This window comes from Mesorhizobium sp. P2_D5, from assembly GCF_056404355.1.
In genome coordinates, this window is the sequence record NZ_JBFUEE010000005.1 from 150,723 (window position 1) to 166,998 (window position 16,276).

Annotated in this window: 10 protein-coding genes; 8 read left to right on the plus strand and 2 right to left on the minus strand. The window is 63.4% G+C overall.

Features of this window, described 5'->3' with window-relative positions:
* Window positions 1–138: 138 nt before the first annotated feature.
* The 3 genes from leuS (at window position 139) to AC1DYW_RS22100 (ending at window position 6,336) form a co-directional block, all read left to right on the plus strand.
* Window positions 139–2,763 carry a leucine--tRNA ligase gene (leuS, locus tag AC1DYW_RS22090; RefSeq protein ID WP_477227628.1) on the plus strand — a complete coding sequence of 875 codons (2,625 nt, stop codon included), beginning with the start codon at window positions 139–141 and terminating at the stop codon, window positions 2,761–2,763.
* Window positions 2,750–3,331, plus strand: coding sequence for an LPS assembly lipoprotein LptE (lptE, locus tag AC1DYW_RS22095; RefSeq protein WP_477227629.1), 582 nt, complete (start codon window positions 2,750–2,752; stop codon window positions 3,329–3,331). The genes leuS and lptE overlap by 14 nt, the downstream gene beginning before the upstream one ends.
* Before the next feature lie 296 nt (window positions 3,332–3,627).
* Window positions 3,628–6,336 carry a DNA translocase FtsK gene (locus tag AC1DYW_RS22100; RefSeq protein ID WP_477227630.1) on the plus strand — a complete coding sequence of 903 codons (2,709 nt, stop codon included), beginning with the start codon at window positions 3,628–3,630 and terminating at the stop codon, window positions 6,334–6,336.
* Window positions 6,337–6,443: 107 nt separating this feature from the next.
* On the opposite strand, the gene fsa is transcribed toward AC1DYW_RS22100, so the two are convergent.
* Complete coding sequence (gene fsa, locus AC1DYW_RS22105) at window positions 6,444–7,100, minus strand: fructose-6-phosphate aldolase (RefSeq protein ID WP_095084171.1); 657 nt, start codon at window positions 7,098–7,100, stop codon at window positions 6,444–6,446.
* 90 nt (window positions 7,101–7,190) lie between these two features.
* Here fsa and AC1DYW_RS22110 point away from each other — a divergent pair, with 90 nt between their 5' ends.
* The gene (locus tag AC1DYW_RS22110) at window positions 7,191–9,374 is read left to right on the plus strand and encodes a primosomal protein N' (RefSeq protein ID WP_477227631.1); all 2,184 of its coding nucleotides are present in this window, start codon (window positions 7,191–7,193) and stop codon (window positions 9,372–9,374) included.
* A 52-nt stretch (window positions 9,375–9,426) separates the two neighbouring features.
* A complete protein-coding gene (locus tag AC1DYW_RS22115) occupies window positions 9,427–10,122 on the plus strand; it encodes an aspartate/glutamate racemase family protein (RefSeq protein ID WP_477227632.1) in 696 nt (231 codons plus the stop codon).
* 48 nt (window positions 10,123–10,170) lie between these two features.
* Here the strand turns inward: AC1DYW_RS22115 and AC1DYW_RS22120 are convergent, their stop codons facing one another.
* The gene (locus AC1DYW_RS22120; protein WP_477227633.1) at window positions 10,171–13,140 is read right to left on the minus strand and encodes a hypothetical protein; all 2,970 of its coding nucleotides are present in this window, start codon (window positions 13,138–13,140) and stop codon (window positions 10,171–10,173) included.
* 369 nt (window positions 13,141–13,509) lie between these two features.
* On the opposite strand from AC1DYW_RS22120, the gene AC1DYW_RS22125 reads away from it, so the two are divergent.
* The 3 genes from AC1DYW_RS22125 (at window position 13,510) to atpA (ending at window position 16,244) form a co-directional block, all read left to right on the plus strand.
* Window positions 13,510–13,908 (plus strand): AGROH133_08824 family phage infection protein, encoded by a 399-nt coding sequence (locus tag AC1DYW_RS22125; protein ID WP_477227634.1) that lies wholly within the window; start codon window positions 13,510–13,512, stop codon window positions 13,906–13,908.
* Window positions 13,909–14,154: 246 nt separating this feature from the next.
* Entirely contained in the window at window positions 14,155–14,715 is a 561-nt protein-coding gene (locus AC1DYW_RS22130; RefSeq protein ID WP_477227635.1) for a F0F1 ATP synthase subunit delta, read from the plus strand.
* On the plus strand, window positions 14,715–16,244 hold the full coding sequence (gene atpA, locus AC1DYW_RS22135) for a F0F1 ATP synthase subunit alpha (protein ID WP_095084178.1): 1,530 nt from the start codon (window positions 14,715–14,717) through the stop codon (window positions 16,242–16,244). Before AC1DYW_RS22130 ends, atpA begins: the two co-directional genes overlap by 1 nt.
* The last annotated feature ends 32 nt before the right edge of the window (window positions 16,245–16,276 follow it).

Here is a 16,276-nt window from a genome sequence, read left to right on the forward strand (position 1 = left end):
TTTTGATCCGCGTTTTTGACCGACGCGAGACCCATATGGTTGACGGGTTTGCCAAACCATGGTGAACACCCGGACCATATCCAATGAACTGCCGAGCTGTCGCCCGCAGTCCGCATGCTTTTAAGTGAAAAACGTCCCATGGCAACCGAACGATACAATCCGCGCGCGTCAGAGCCCAAATGGCAGAAGGCCTGGGACGCCAGGAAGCTTTTCGAAGCGCACAATGACGATCCGCGCCCGAAATACTACGTGCTGGAGATGTTCCCCTATCCGTCGGGGCGCATCCATATCGGCCACACCCGCAACTACACGATGGGTGACGTGGTGGCGCGCTACAAGCGGGCCAAGGGCTTCAACGTGCTGCACCCGATGGGCTGGGACGCCTTCGGCATGCCGGCCGAGAACGCGGCGATGCAGAACAAGGTCCATCCCAAGGAATGGACCTACCAGAACATCGCCACCATGCGCGAGCAGCTCAAGGTCATGGGCCTGTCGCTGGACTGGGCGCGCGAATTCGCCACCTGCGATGTCGACTACTACCACCGCCAGCAGATGCTGTTCCTCGATTTCGTCGAGAAGGGCCTGGTGACGCGCAAATCCTCCAAGGTCAACTGGGATCCGGAGGACATGACCGTTCTCGCCAACGAGCAGGTCATCGACGGACGCGGCTGGCGTTCGGGGGCGCTGGTCGAACAGCGCGAACTGACGCAGTGGTTCTTCAGGATCACCGATTTCGCGCAAGACCTGCTGGATTCGCTCGACGGCCTCACCGAATGGCCGGAAAAAGTGAAGCTGATGCAGCAGAACTGGATCGGCCGCTCCGAGGGCCTGCTGATTCGCTGGCCGCTGGCCGACGCCATCGGCGGCGAGCATGAGCTGGAAGTCTATACAACGAGGCCCGACACCATTTTCGGCGCCTCCTTCATGGCTGTCGCCGCCGATCATCCGCTGGCCAGGAAGGCTGCCGAGACCAATCCGGCGCTGGCCAAGTTCATCGACGAGGTCCGTCATATGGGCACCTCGGTGGCGGCGCTGGAGACGGCTGAGAAGAAGGGCTTCGACACCGGCATCCGCGTCGTTCATCCGTTTGACGACAGCTGGACGCTGCCGGTCTATGTCGCCAATTTCGTGCTGATGGAATACGGTACCGGCGCTATCTTCGGCTGTCCGTCCGGCGACCAGCGCGACCTCGACTTCGCCAACAAATACGGCCTGCCGGTGATCCCGGTGGTGATGCCGGAAGGCGAGAATCCAGGCAGCTTCCAGATCATCGATGAAGCCTATGTCGGCGACGGCGTGATGATCAATTCGCGCTTCCTCGACGGCATGAAGCCGGATCAGGCGTTCGACGAGGTCGCGAAACTGCTGGAGCAGAAGACCATCGGCAACCGGCCGATGGCCGAGCGCAAGGTGAATTTCCGCCTGCGCGACTGGGGCATTTCGCGCCAGCGCTACTGGGGCTGCCCGATCCCGATGATCCATTGCGAGGATTGCGGCGTGGTGCCGGTACCGAAGGCCGACCTGCCGGTCAGGCTGCCCGACGATGTCGATTTCGACCGGCCGGGCAATCCGCTCGACCGCCATCCGACCTGGCGCCACGTCAAATGCCCGCAATGCGGCAAGGATGCGCGGCGTGAAACCGACACGATGGACACGTTCGTCGATTCGTCGTGGTATTTCGCGCGTTTCACGGCACCCAGGGCGTATGAGCCAACCGATCCCAAGGCAGCCAATGAGTGGCTGGCGGTCGACCAGTATATTGGCGGCATCGAGCACGCGATCCTGCATCTGCTCTATTCGCGCTTCTTCACCCGCGCCATGCGCGAGACCGGCCATGTCGATCTGGCCGAGCCGTTCAAGGGCCTGTTCACGCAAGGCATGGTGGTGCACGAAACCTATCGCGTCGGCTCGGCATCGAATGGTCGCTGGCTGGCGCCTACGGAAGTGCGGCTGGAGGACGTCGACGGCAAGCGCCGCGCCATCGACATCGCCACCGGCGAGGCCGTGACGATCGGCCCGCTCGAAAAGATGTCGAAGTCGAAGAAGAACACGGTGAGCCCGGAAGACATCACCGACGGCTACGGCGCCGACACGGCGCGCTGGTTCATGCTGTCGGACTCACCGCCCGAGCGCGATGTCGAATGGACCGACGATGGCGCCGCCGGCGCGCATCGCTTCATCCAGCGCATCTGGCGCCTGGTGTCGACCGCGGCCGAGACGCTGGCCGGCGTCGAGCCGGTGGCGGCCAATGCCGGCGAGGCGGGAGCGGTCTCCAAGGCGGCGCACAAGATCCTGAAGGCGGTCGGCGAGGATATCGAAAAGCTCGCCTTCAACCGCGCCATCGCCCGCATCTACGAACTGGCCAATGCGCTGACCACGCCGCTCAGCGATGTGGCCGAAGGCAAGGCCGATGCGGCGCTGAAAGGCGCTTGCCGGCAGGCCGTAGAGATACTCGTGCATCTGATCGCGCCGGTCATGCCGCATCTGGCCGAGGAGTGCTGGGAAACGCTCGGCGGCACCGATCTGGTCGCCGAACGGCCGTGGCCGATCTTCGATCCGGCACTGGTCGTCGACAACGAAGTTACCTATCCGGTACAGGTCAACGGCAAGAAGCGGGGGGATTTGACAATTGCCCGCGACGCGGACCAAGGTGCGGTCGAAAAAGCGGTATTGGCCCTCGACTTCGTGCAGAAAGCGCTCGAAGGTAAGGCTCCGCGCAAGGTGATCATCGTGCCGCAGAGGATCGTCAATGTCGTTGCCTGATCGAAAGACAGAGCTGGGCCGTTTGCTGCGCCGCGTGGCGCTTGCTGGCCTGCTCGGCTCGCTTGCGCTGGCCTCGGCCTGCACGGTGCGGCCGCTCTATTCGAGCGAGCCGTTGTCGACCAGCTCGACCGGCAGTGCCAATTCCGAACTGGCGTCGATCGGCATCAAGCCGGTCAACACGCGTTTCGGACAGCAGGTGCGCAACAATTTGATCTTCGGATTTGGACGAGGCGCTGGCGAACCGGCCTCGCCGGCCTATTCGCTCTTTCTCGGCGTGGGCGAAGCCGTCGAATCCGCGGCACTCGTGCAGGTCGGAACCGACGAAGACGAGCCGACCGCTGGTTCCGTGACGCTGACCGCCAACTACACGCTGAGCGATGCCAAGACCGGGGCGAAGATCGCGTCCGGGAGGCGCTCGATCACCTCGTCCTTCGACAGGCCGCGTCAGGAATTCGCCGCATACCGGGCGCAGATCGACGCCGAGAACCGTGCCGCGCGCGAACTGGCCGAAGCGCTGCAGCTGTCCATCGCTCAGGACCTGGTCAAGTACGGCAAGACGGCCGGCTAGCGCATCATCGTTTCGAACGCTCCCCGCCTCAAAATGCGGGTATGGCGGGCAATGGTGACGTTGATCACGCGCACAAAGTCAGTCCGCCCGAGATTCCGTGGAGGTGGCCTACCTCACGCCTTGTGGTTCCCGCAATCAGATTGCGTCGGCGTGAGTGCTGCCTGACAACGGGTCGCTGGTTGCGACCGGTACGATGACATGCTGTCCCAAGATCGTCGACGATCGCGCCGCCGGGAAGCAACTGTTAACCACTCGCTCCCTATTGCTCGGCAGGTGTTTCAGAGCGAGTCGTGAGAATGGAATCCAAGCGTTTTTCCCGGGTCAATTCATTGAAGGCAACTTCGCCCGATGACCCCGGGGTAGAGCGTTTCGAGGGCGCGGGTGGCAGGGCCGGTCGGCAAGCTCCCTCAGCCGCGACAGGCGGCCATGATCGCCAAATTCACCAGGGACAGGACGGCCGGCAGTCCGGCATACACCAGACAGGCTATTCCGCACGGGTTGTTGATCTTGGCGGTAGCAGGCGGCCCTATATGGAGCCGAGGGTTGACCATGGGACGAGCCAAGCGTCCCCGAAAATCGGCGACATCGAAAGTCCTGCCTGGCAGGAATATTTCTTCCTCGCGCCCAACGTGCGTTTTACGCGCACGCCTGACTACGAGACCAAGAAGCATCGCCAGCAGAGCGACCCTGTCGTCGAACAAGGCGCTCCAGACGCGCTCCCAACGCAACAGGCCGTCACACAGCCCATCGTTGATAAGGCACCAGTTGCTCCCTCGCTGCTGGCATTGCCGGTTTCGGTGAAAAGCCGCAATTTGGAAACAGCCCGGTTGCAGGGCAGCAGCGAACCGGCCGCATCAAGGACGTCGCCGCCGGCTGCAGCGTCCGCTGCGCCGGGGCGTGCCAACGACAAGGCACGACGTGCTCCGTCGGTACCTCCGATGACCGCCGCAACGGGACGAGCATCCGTGCGCATGGCCGCCGTCCCGGCAGGCAGCGCCGCGACTAAGACAGCCAACCCCGAGACACTGCGCTGGCCTCATCTCTCCGATCATGCCTTCTTCGAGGTCATGGCGCCCTACCTTGTCGACGTTTCGTCCCAGGCCCGGCCAGCCAGCCAAACCACTCCGGCGCCGGCCGCCGCTGCGCGAATTGGTATCAGCCCATCGATGGTGGCCGACACCACCTCGCTGTTTCGTGTGATCGAATGGCTTCCGGGCCAGCCCTCGAAGCCTTTACCCGATGTCTGGCCGTCCAACTCGAACGAAGCTGTCGCCCCGCCGCACGTGCCGGCGAGCAATGCGCCTCTGCAGGCAGAGACCGCTGTAATCCCCGCTGCGGCAAGGGATACCGTTGCCGTGCCAATCGTGCCGAGACGGGACGTCGCCGTGCGGGCCGCGGCCGCGTCCCCACGCTTGCCTCTGGCCGGCAAAATCGCACCTTCAATGGCGGGGGATTCCTATCAACTCCCCTCCGAAGAGTTGTTGCAGCAGCCACCGGAGGGGCAGGGGTTCTACATGTCGCAGGAGCGGCTTGAGCAGAACGCCGATCTTTTGGAAAGCGTGCTCGAAGACTTCGGCGTGCGCGGCGAGATTATTCATGTTCGCCCGGGCCCAGTCGTCACGCTCTATGAGTTCGAGCCAGCGCCTGGTGTCAAATCCTCTCGTGTCATCGGGCTCGCCGATGACATCGCCCGCTCCATGTCGGCGGTTTCGGCGCGCGTCGCCGTCGTGCCTGGCCGCAATGTCATCGGCATCGAGCTTCCGAACGAGATGCGCGAAACGGTCTATTTCCGCGAGCTGATCGAATCGGAAGGCTTCCGCAAGACCAGCTGCAAGCTGGCGCTTTGTCTCGGCAAGACGATCGGCGGCGAGCCTGTCATCGCCGAGTTGGCGAAGATGCCGCACCTGCTCGTGGCGGGCACCACCGGCTCCGGCAAGTCGGTCGCCATCAACACCATGATCCTGTCGTTGCTCTACCGGCTGAAGCCGGAAGAGTGCCGCCTGATCATGGTCGACCCCAAGATGCTGGAGCTCTCCGTCTATGACGGCATCCCGCATCTTTTGACCCCTGTCGTCACGGACCCCAAGAAAGCGGTCACCGCGCTCAAATGGGCGGTGCGCGAGATGGAGGACCGCTATCGCAAGATGGCGCGGCTCGGCGTGCGCAACATAGACGGCTACAATGAGCGCGCGGCTGCCGCCCGCGACAAGGGCGAGACGGTGGTGATGACCGTGCAGGCCGGCTTCGAAAAGGGCACCGGCGAGCCGCTTTTCGAACAGCAGGAAATCGACCTCGCGCCGATGCCCTATATCGTCGTCATCGTCGACGAGATGGCCGATCTGATGATGGTTGCCGGCAAGGAGATCGAAGGCGCCATCCAGCGTCTGGCGCAGATGGCCCGCGCTGCCGGCATCCACCTGATCATGGCAACGCAGCGCCCTTCGGTCGATGTCATCACCGGCACGATCAAGGCCAACTTCCCGACCCGGATTTCCTTCCAGGTGACATCCAAGATCGACAGCCGCACCATCCTGGGCGAACAGGGCGCCGAACAGCTGCTTGGCCAGGGCGACATGCTGCACATGATGGGTGGCGGGCGCATTTCGCGCGTGCATGGCCCGTTTGTTTCCGACGCGGAAGTCGAGCATGTCGTGGCGCATCTGAAGGCCCAGGGTCGCCCCGAATATCTGGAGACGGTGACAGCCGACGAGGATGAGGAAGAAGCCGAAGCCGATCAGGGTGCGGTCTTCGACAAGGGCTCCGTTGCAGCCGAAGACAATGATTCCATCTATGACGAGGCGGTCAAGGTGGTGGTGCGTGACAAGAAGTGCTCGACGTCTTACATCCAGCGCCGCCTCGGTGTCGGTTACAACCGCGCCGCATCGCTGGTGGAACGCATGGAAAAGGAAGGGCTGGTCGGTGCACCCAACCATGTCGGCAAACGCGAGATCATCATGGGCCGGCGCCAGCCGGTGAGCCCATCCGACGATGATGGCACCGATTGATCGGCAGGCGCGCCCTTGGCGATTTGAAGTCTTCGGGAGCGCAATAAAAAAGGCCGGTTGCCCGGCCTTTTCTGTTGGAAGCGGTGTGACTTCCGCCGATCGCGGTCTTAGCCGATCGATTGGCCGGTCTTTGCCCAGTCGGCGAGGAACTGTTCCAGGCCCTTGTCGGTCAGCGGATGCTTGACCAGTGCCTTCAGCGTCGCCGCCGGCACGGTGGCGACATCGGCGCCGATCAGTGCTGCCTGCTTGACGTGGTTCACGGTGCGAACCGAAGCCACCAGGATCTCGGTCTGGAAATCATAATTGTCGTAGATCTGCCGGATCTCCTGGATCAGCTCCATGCCGTCGACGCCCATGTCGTCGATGCGGCCAACGAAGGGCGAGATGAAGGACGCACCGGCCTTGGCCGCCAGCAGCGCCTGGTTGGCCGAGAAGCACAGCGTGACGTTGACCAGGCGGTTCATCTCGGTGCGGATCGTCTTGCAGGCCTTCAGGCCGTCGAGCGTCAGCGGCACCTTGATGCAGACATTGTCGGCGATCTTGGCCAGAACCTTGGCCTGCTGCATCATCTCGGAATATTCGGTGGCGGTGACTTCAGCCGAGACCGGACCCTTGACGATGTCGCAGATCTGCTTGGTGACCTCGGCGATCTTGCCGCCGGATTTCAGGATCAGTGACGGGTTGGTGGTGACGCCGTCAAGCAGGCCCAGATCGTTGAGCTCACGGATATCCTTGACGTCTGCGGTGTCGACAAAAAATTTCATGGCGGTCTCCTGACGATTTCGTCGTGCTGGGAAAGGCACGTTCAGCGTTGCCCTTTGATCTAGACCAAAGTCGGGGCAAGGTCACGCTTCATGATCGAAGATTCGCCCTTTGTCGCAGCCGCACCCGTGCTGGTGCCGATGCCCGCCGAACGCCCCTACACCTATGCAGTGCCGGCCGGCATGCGCGTGGTGCCGGGCTCGATCGTGCGCGTGCCGCTTGGCCCGCGCCAGGTTGCCGGCATCGTGTGGGATGGCGTGGTCGAGACGGTCGACGCGAAAAAGCTGCGCCCGATCGAACAGGTTTTCGATTGCCCGCCGATCGACCGCGCAATGCGCCGCTTCGTCGACTGGGTGGCGCAGTACACGCTGTCGCCGCCCGGCATGGTGGCGCGCATGCTGCTCAGGGCGCCGGAAGCGTTCGACCCCGAACCATGGATCGAGGGGCTGCAGCGCACCCTCTTGACGCCCGACCGGATGACGGGTGCGAGAGAGCGCGTGCTGGAGACGGCCGAAGGCGGACTTGCCTGGACGCGCTCCGGCCTCGCACACGCGGCCGGCGTGTCGTCGACGGTGATCGACGGCCTGAGGGCGCAAGGTGTGTTCGAGACGGTGATGATCCCGCCGCGCCCAGTGGTGGCCGCGCCGGACACCGGCTACGCCGTGCCGGAATTGATGCCGGACCAGAGCGATGCCGCACAGATGCTGCGCGCCAATGTCGCGGCCGGTGTGTTCAATGTCGCGCTGCTCGACGGCGTCACCGGGTCGGGCAAGACCGAGGTTTATTTCGAAGCGGTGGCGGCTGCTCTCGACCAGGGCAAGCAGGTGCTGATCCTGCTGCCGGAAATCGCGCTGACGCACGCCTTTCTCGAGCGTTTCCAGCAACGTTTCGGCGCCAAGCCGGGAGAATGGCATTCGGACCTGCCGCCGCGCATGCGCGAACGCGTCTGGCGGCAAGTGGCGGAAGGCGGCGTGCGCGTCGTCGCCGGTGCTCGCTCGGCGCTGTTCCTGCCGTTCAGGGAGCTTGGCCTGATCGTCGTCGACGAGGAGCATGACCCGGCCTACAAGCAGGAAGACCGCGTCTTCTACAATGCACGCGACATGGCGGTGGTGCGCGGCCATATCGGCAGCTTTCCGGTGGTGCTGGCGTCGGCAACGCCATCGGTCGAAAGCCGGGTCAATGCCAGCCAGGGCCGCTACAACAGGGCGGTGCTTTCCGCCCGCTTTGCCGAGGCGGCTCTTCCTCATCTCAAGGCGGTCGACATGCGGCGGGCGCCGCCGGCACGTGGCGGCTTCCTGTCGCCGGTGCTGCTCGACCAGATGCGCCAGACGCTGGGGAAGAAGGAGCAATCGCTGCTGTTCCTCAACCGGCGCGGCTATGCGCCGCTGACGCTGTGCCGCGTCTGCGGCCATCGCTTCGGCTGCCCGGTCTGCTCGGCCTGGCTGGTTGAGCACCGGTTTCGCGGCCAACTGGTCTGCCATCATTGCGGGCACAATGAACGCCGCCCCGAAGCCTGTCCGGAATGCGGTACGCTGGACCATCTGGTCGCTTGCGGACCCGGCGTCGAGCGCATCGCCGAAGAGGTTGTCGCGCATTTCCCGGACGCGCGCACCATCGTCTTGTCGTCCGACCTGATGGGCGGCGTGCGGCGGTTGCGGCTGGAGCTGGAAGCGATCGCCAATGGCGAGGCAGACATCGTCATCGGAACGCAGCTTGTCGCCAAGGGTCACAACTTCCCGAACATGACTTTGGTTGGCGTCGTCGATGCCGATCTCGGCCTCGCCAATGGCGATCCGCGCGCCGCCGAGCGCACCTTCCAGCTGCTGAGCCAGGTGACCGGCCGCGCCGGCCGGACCGGCAAGAAGAGCCTTGGCCTGCTGCAGACTTTTCAACCCGACCATCCGGTGATGCGGGCGATCGTCTCCGGCGACGCCGAGGCCTTTTACGAGCGCGAGATCGCCGAGCGCGAACGGGCGGCCCTGCCGCCATTCGGCCGGCTCGCCGGCGTCATCGTCAGTGCGGTGACGCGGGCCGAAGCCGAAGGCCACGCACGCGGCCTGCGCCGCGCCGCGCCCGAGGCGACCGACCTGTTCGTGCTGGGACCGGCGGAGGCCCCGCTGTCATTGCTCGGCGGGCGCCACCGTTTTCGCCTGCTGATCCAGGGTGAACGGCGCGCCGACATGCAAGGCTTCATCCGCGCCATGCTGGCCAACGGGCCAAAACAGCGCGGCTCGGTCAGGGTGCAGGTCGACATCGATCCGCAGAGTTTTTTGTAAGGGCGCGATTCGGCGCTAGGCTGCCGCCAAGCCGGCAAGACAGGAAGATCACATGAAAACCCTCGGCCTTCTGGGCGGCATGAGCTGGGAATCGACCGCCATCTACTACCGTCTGCTCAACGAGATCGTGCGCGAGCGGCTCGGCGGGCTGCATTCGGCCAAACTGCTGCTGTGGTCGTTCGATTTTGCCGAGATCGCCGAGCGGCAACATCATGGCGACTGGGACGGCGCCGGCGCGCTTCTGGCTGACGCGGCACGCAAGCTCGAGGCGGGCGGCGCGGAGGGCCTGCTTCTGTGCACCAACACCATGCACAAATTGGCCGACCAGGTGCAGGCGTCGGTATCGATCCCGTTGATCCACATAGCCGACGCCACCGCGCTTGCCGTCAAGCGTGCCGGCATGCAGCGCCCGGCGCTGCTGGCGACGCGCTTCACCATGGAGCAGGATTTCTACAAGGGCCGGCTCGCCGACAAACATGGGTTGCAGCCCATTGTGCCCGATGCCGCCGGCCGCGACATGGTGCATCGCGTCATCTACGAGGAACTGTGCCAGGGCGTCGTCACCGAAACTTCGAAGGCGGCCTACATCGCCGAGACCGAACGCCTGCGTCGCGAAGAGGCCGCCGACAGCGTCATCATGGGCTGCACCGAGATCACCATGCTGATCGGCCAGCCGGACTTCAATATACCGGTCTTCGACACGACGCGCATCCATGCCGAGGCGGCGGTGGCCTTCATGCTGCCCTGAAGCAATTCAAGGGAAATCGCGCAGCGATTTCCCTTGGGAAGTCAGAGCTCAGGGCTGGATGGCGACAGTTCCGCTGCCGACCACTTTCAGCTTCCATCCGTCTGCCTGCGTGCCGGCGAGATTGAGATGCCCGGCCAGGAAATACAGGCGATCGGTGTCGGGGCCCTTGGCGGTGCAGAATCGATCCTGCAGATAGGACGGAGGCGTCGCCTGGTAGTAGAGGTCCGCCTCGATGCTGGCAGGGCGTGCGCCCTTCGGCAAATCGGCAAGCGGTATCGAGTAGCTAAGCGTGTCGCTGCCGCCCGATACGTAGTCGGGATCGTCCTCGACGGCGGTCCCGCCGACGTCGACGGCGAGTTCCTCATCGGCGCCCAATGCCTTGGCGATTTCGAGCCGGCTTTCGATCGGCAGGAAACCCGCCGGTAGTATCCGGTTGTCCTTCACCTCCGTGCAGATCGACAGGAAGCTGGTCGTCAGTTCGCCTTCCGGCTTGGATTGCGCATTGCAGACCGGATTGGGTGTGTCGGCGGGCGGCGTTGAGACCAGTTCCTGATAGATCTGAACCTGATCCTGTCGCGTGATCTTCTGGTAGTGTGGCTGATGCGGCCGTTCGCCAGGATGGAGGCGGCCGGAACAATCGTCCTTCCACCAGAGCTCACCATCAAGCGGCTTGCCGTCGGCGCCGACGATCACACCGGCAGCATTTGTGCGGCCGGAAACCCAAAGCTGTTCGCCATTCTGGTCGAGCACGCTGAAGGTGAGGAACGCACGCCGGAAACCCACCCCGGAGGGAAACTTGTGACCGGCCAGGTTCTTCACCGTCACTTTGACATCTAGCGCGTCGGCAGTCATGGCAAGGTCGCTGACGGTGACAGTGGCTGTTGCCTGCGAGGCCTGGTCCAGCATCGCCTGCTCGGTGAGGACGAGAGGATCGAGCGCCTTCTTGCCCATCATGGGATCGCGCGTCCTGATGCCGAAAACTTCGGGAAACTGCTGCGCCATCTTGACCAGGAAGACGTTGAGACCGACGAGCGTGTGGCGGGCAAATCCCTCGCGAACCGAAAGATCCGGCGCGTTGCTGGACTCGGTCTGCGGGAAATTGAGATTTTCCTGGATGCTGGCGATCTTGCTCATCGTCGGCGATCCGTCCTGTTCCGTCGATGGCATGTGACAACCCTGGCAGCTGCGCGGCGTGGCACCGGCACCCAGTGGAAGCGGTCCGTCCGGAGTGCTGCCGGTTCGATAGGCACTGAAAGCCCATTCCGGATAGGTCGTCTGCTCGTAGATATGCGCCAGGGTGTTGGTGCCCTGCAGAAACGGCAAATGAACCGTGTGGCATGTCCCGCAGACCTCGGAGCTCATGATCGTGGCGTCGTGGACCGGTTTGATGCCGAGCGCCGTATGCATCGGCCCGACCTCCGGTTTCTCGAACGGGCCGATGAGCGTATCGGGCGAACCGACCATGAAGCTGCCGGTGAAGGTCTTGGCAAAGCCCGTCGCGTGCGGATTGAGCAGCGCCTGCCGCTCGTCGACGCAGGCGTTCTGCGGCTGATCGCCCAGCGGTCCGCTGGCCTTGCTGTTGAGCACCATGCGGTGACAGGATGTGCAGGTGATGCCATCGCGGGCAAGCATGCCGTAATTGGCGAGCGCGGCACCCGGATTGTCGGCCGGCCAGGGCGTCGCATCGACCATGTCGCGCGTGAACAATTCGCATTTGCCCGAGCGCGCCTTCTCGTCGATGTGGAACTGCCGTTCCCCGGCGATGCCGTGGCAGCCAAGGCAAACGTCCTGCACCACACCGGACATTTTGGGGTGAAAGCTTTGCGTTTCACTGGCCAGTTGCGCGAAGAATATCGGGTCGCGGCCTCCCAGCCCCATCGGCGAGGTTCGCCAGGTCGCCAGCGGAGACAGATTGATCAAGCCATCGCCATGCGGGTTTGGCCTGGTCATGTCGAACTGCAGCCCGGTGCTGCCGGCATCATGACAACCCAGGCATTGGCTCGAGGTCAGGAACGTATCGGACGCACCAGGACCCTTGGCCCCGACCCAGGTGTTGTCGTAAGTTTCAGAAGGCATTCGCGAGACGGTCTCATAGGTCGGCATCTCGCGGACGTAGGCCTGCAGGGCGGCAATCACGTCGGCGTTCGGACTGTAGAGCGGTTGGCCGAGACGCGGGTTGGCATTGACCGGCAAAACGACGGTCTGGTGCAAGGTTTCTGCCGGCGCTCCCTTGAAGAAATCCTGTGCGAGATAGTTGAGCGGCTTGCCCGGCTCACCCGCGATGTTCTTGGGCGATGCGAAAGTCAGATTGTCGGCCGCCGACGCATGGCAGTTCATGCAGTACTGGGCGAAACCCATGTTGGGCAGGCTGTTGTTGTCGGCCGGCAGGGCTGGCCAATCCGGTGTCCAGCCGCTCTGGCTGCCAAAGCCGTACCAGCCCCAGAACCAGCCATCGTAAGAGGCGCTGGCATCGCGGATCATGATCGCGGCGCCGCTGGTTGGAAAAAGTTTGAGAGGATCGATCGTCCGGCAATCCGACGCCGGCTCCGAAAACATCTCCTTGACCATGATGGCACCGTCGGGAACCGGCGGCGGATGATCGATCTCGCCCTCGGCGGAGCGATTCTTGCGAAGCCAGTCCATCATCTCCGGCGAATACCAGATCATGACAGGCGCATGGGTTCCGAAATCCTTGCCCAGCCAGGCGCCGTTGACCAGGGTCGCGATGCGGGGTCCGGCCTGGCGCACATATTTGTCGTGCACCCATCCGGCAGCTTCGTTGCGATAACAGTAACTGCCGAGATACTGGTTGAGCTTGTTCTCGTAGTCGCCCAGAGGCAGCGCCGACGGCTTCTTGATCGCGGCCTCGAGCTCATGGCAGACCAAGGGATCGGCGGGAGCCATGGCCGTCGGCCGTTCGGCGATACAGTCCGCGCGTGCACCCTGCGCGATCCCGGCAAGGGCGGCCGCTGCGATCCAGATGCTGGCCAGATGCAATGTCCGACAAAGATCCGGCATGATCGTCTCCGAATTTCGAGATCCTGCCTGCCGCACTCCCGTCCGCGCAGATTTCACAGGTGATCGCACAACATGTGAAGTTGCTAAAATAAACAAGAAGTCGACGAAAGGAACATTCGAAGCATAATACTTGCGTTACGCCGCGGCAAGACAGCGATCTATACTATCGAAGAAATTGTCCGCGTATCTCTTGTCCAAGGAATTGTTTCCCTGCCAACCGAATCGGCTGCCAAGTCGCGGCTTCCAAGCGTGAGGCGACGGCATTCCAAGGCGGCCCTGCCGAGCCCCGGCTTTCCGGGGGTGCGCTTGACTTCCTCCACGGGCGACATTCAATGCATCCGGAATTACTGTGAGGGGGTTCGAGACAAGATGGATTTTGCGCTTCCATGGCCGACGAGTCAGGGCGAATGGCTGGCGTGGTCGAGCGCCGTCGTCACCGTTCTGCAAGGGCTTTTGTTTTTTCTGGCGCCCCACCTGGCCTTCCGGATTCTTCGCTTGCAGGTAAGGCCCGAGAAGGTGGCGGCGATCGCCGAGGGGCGCGGCAGGATGTCGGGCTTCTATCTTGGCGTCGGCCTGTGCTGTCTCCTGCTCGGCCCACAGCCCTTTCTCTATATGGCTCTTGGCTTCTCCTGGCTGTTCACTGCCTTCGGCCGGCTGCTGTCGATGATGTCGGATGGCGCCAATACGCCTTTCAATTGGGTGTCCATTGTGGTGGAATTGGCATTGGCGGCGTTGCCGCTCGCCTTTGCCTTCGGCTTTCTGCCTTGAATCCCTGGGGTTTCCGGGGCGGAAGGCAGGACTCTTTTGCCGGATGCGACAATAGTGCCTGAAAACCATGCGGAACGACGCATTGCGGTCTTAAAATGCCTGTGGTAGACGGCAATCGACTTTCGGCCGGGGATAGCGGAAGCCGCGTCTCCGTGCTTGGAAAAATGCAGTAAGGTCAAAGATTTAGCCAGAGTTTTTGCTCGCGCCAACAATCTGCGGCCTGTCAGACAAGAGAAAAGACGGTCCGTGGCCCAATCGTCATCGCCAATCTCAGGTGTCGCAGAACGCTACGCGGGTTCGCTGTTCGAACTCGCCCTGCAGGCAAATTCGGTCGCCAAGGTCGAGGCAGACCTCAACAGTTTCGAGGCGATGCTCGCGGGCAGTGCCGACCTTACCCGGCTGATCAACAGCCCGGTGTTTTCCAGCGAGGATCAGGCCAAGGCCATCGCGGCGATCGCCGACAAGGCAGGGATCACCGGCCTCACCGGCAATTTCCTGCGCGTCGTGGCCCGTAACCGCCGTCTGTTCGCCATCCCCGGCATGATCAGGGCGTTCCGCCAGATCGCCGCCGAACACCGTGGCGAGACCGCTGCTGAAGTGACGTCGGCGCACGAGTTGACCGATGCCCAGCAGAACGAACTCAAGGCGGCGCTGAAAAGCGTTGCCGGCAAGGACGTGGCCATCTCTGTCACCGTCGATCCGTCACTGCTCGGCGGGCTGGTGGTCAAGATGGGCTCGCGCCAGATCGATACGTCGCTCAAAACCAAACTCAACTCGCTCAAGCTTGCACTGAAAGAGGTCGGCTGATGGACATCCGCGCCGCGGAAATTTCCGCAATTCTGAAAGACCAGATCAAGAATTTCGGCAAGGAGGCCGAGGTCTCCGAAGTTGGACAGGTGCTGTCCGTCGGTGACGGTATCGCCCGCGTCTACGGCCTCGACAATGTCCAGGCCGGCGAAATGGTCGAATTCCCCGGCGGCACTCGCGGCATGGCGCTCAACCTCGAAGCCGACAATGTCGGCGTCGTCATCTTCGGCGCCGACCGCGACATCAAGGAAGGCGACATCGTAAAGCGCACCGGCGCCATCGTCGACGTTCCGGTCGGTCCGGGTCTGCTCGGCCGCGTCGTCGACGCGCTCGGCAATCCGATCGACGGCAAGGGCCCGATCAAGGCAGTCGAGCGCAAACGCGTCGACGTCAAGGCGCCCGGCATCATCCCGCGCAAATCGGTGAACGAGCCGATGTCGACCGGCCTCAAGGCCATCGATGCACTGATCCCGGTCGGCCGCGGCCAGCGCGAGCTGGTCATCGGCGACCGCCAGACCGGCAAGACCGCCATCATCCTCGACACGATGCTCAACCAGAAGTCGGTGCACGACAACGGCCCCGAGAAGGAAAAGCTCTACTGCGTCTACGTCGCCGTCGGCCAGAAGCGCTCGACCGTGGCGCAGTTCGTCAAGGTGCTGGAAGAGCGCGGCGCGCTCGAATATTCGATCATCATCGCCGCCACCGCGTCCGACCCGGCGCCGATGCAGTATCTGGCGCCGTTCGCCGGCTGCACCATGGGCGAGTATTTCCGCGACAACGGCATGCATGCGCTGATCAGCTATGACGATCTGTCGAAGCAGGCCGTCGCCTACCGCCAGATGTCGCTGTTGCTGCGCCGCCCGCCGGGCCGCGAAGCCTATCCGGGCGACGTCTTCTACCTGCACTCGCGCCTGCTCGAGCGCGCCGCCAAGCTCAACGACGATCTGGGCGGTGGGTCGCTGACCGCCCTGCCGATCATCGAGACGCAGGCCAACGACGTGTCGGCCTATATCCCGACCAACGTGATCTCGATCACCGACGGCCAGATCTTCCTCGAAACCAACCTGTTCTTCCAGGGCATCCGTCCGGCCGTCAACGTCGGCCTGTCGGTGTCGCGCGTCGGCTCGGCCGCGCAGATCAAGGCGATGAAGCAGGTTGCCGGCTCGATCAAGGGCGAGCTCGCGCAGTATCGCGAAATGGCGGCCTTTGCGCAGTTCGGCTCCGATCTCGACGCCGCCACGCAGCGCCTGCTCAACCGCGGATCGCGCCTGACCGAACTCCTGAAGCAGCCGCAGTTCTCGCCGCTGAAGACGGAAGAGCAGGTCGCGGTGATCTTCGCCGGCGTCAACGGCTATCTCGACAAGCTGCCGGTCAACCAGGTCGGCAAGTTCGAGCATGGCCTGCTCAGCCACATGCGTGCGGCGGGCAAGGACGTGCTCGAGGCCATCCGCAAGGAAAAGGCGCTGTCGGACGATCTGCGCGCCAAGCTGAAGGCCGAGATCGACGCTTTCGCCAAGACCTTCGCCTGAGCGAAGCGCCAGTCGGGATGAGACAAGACGGG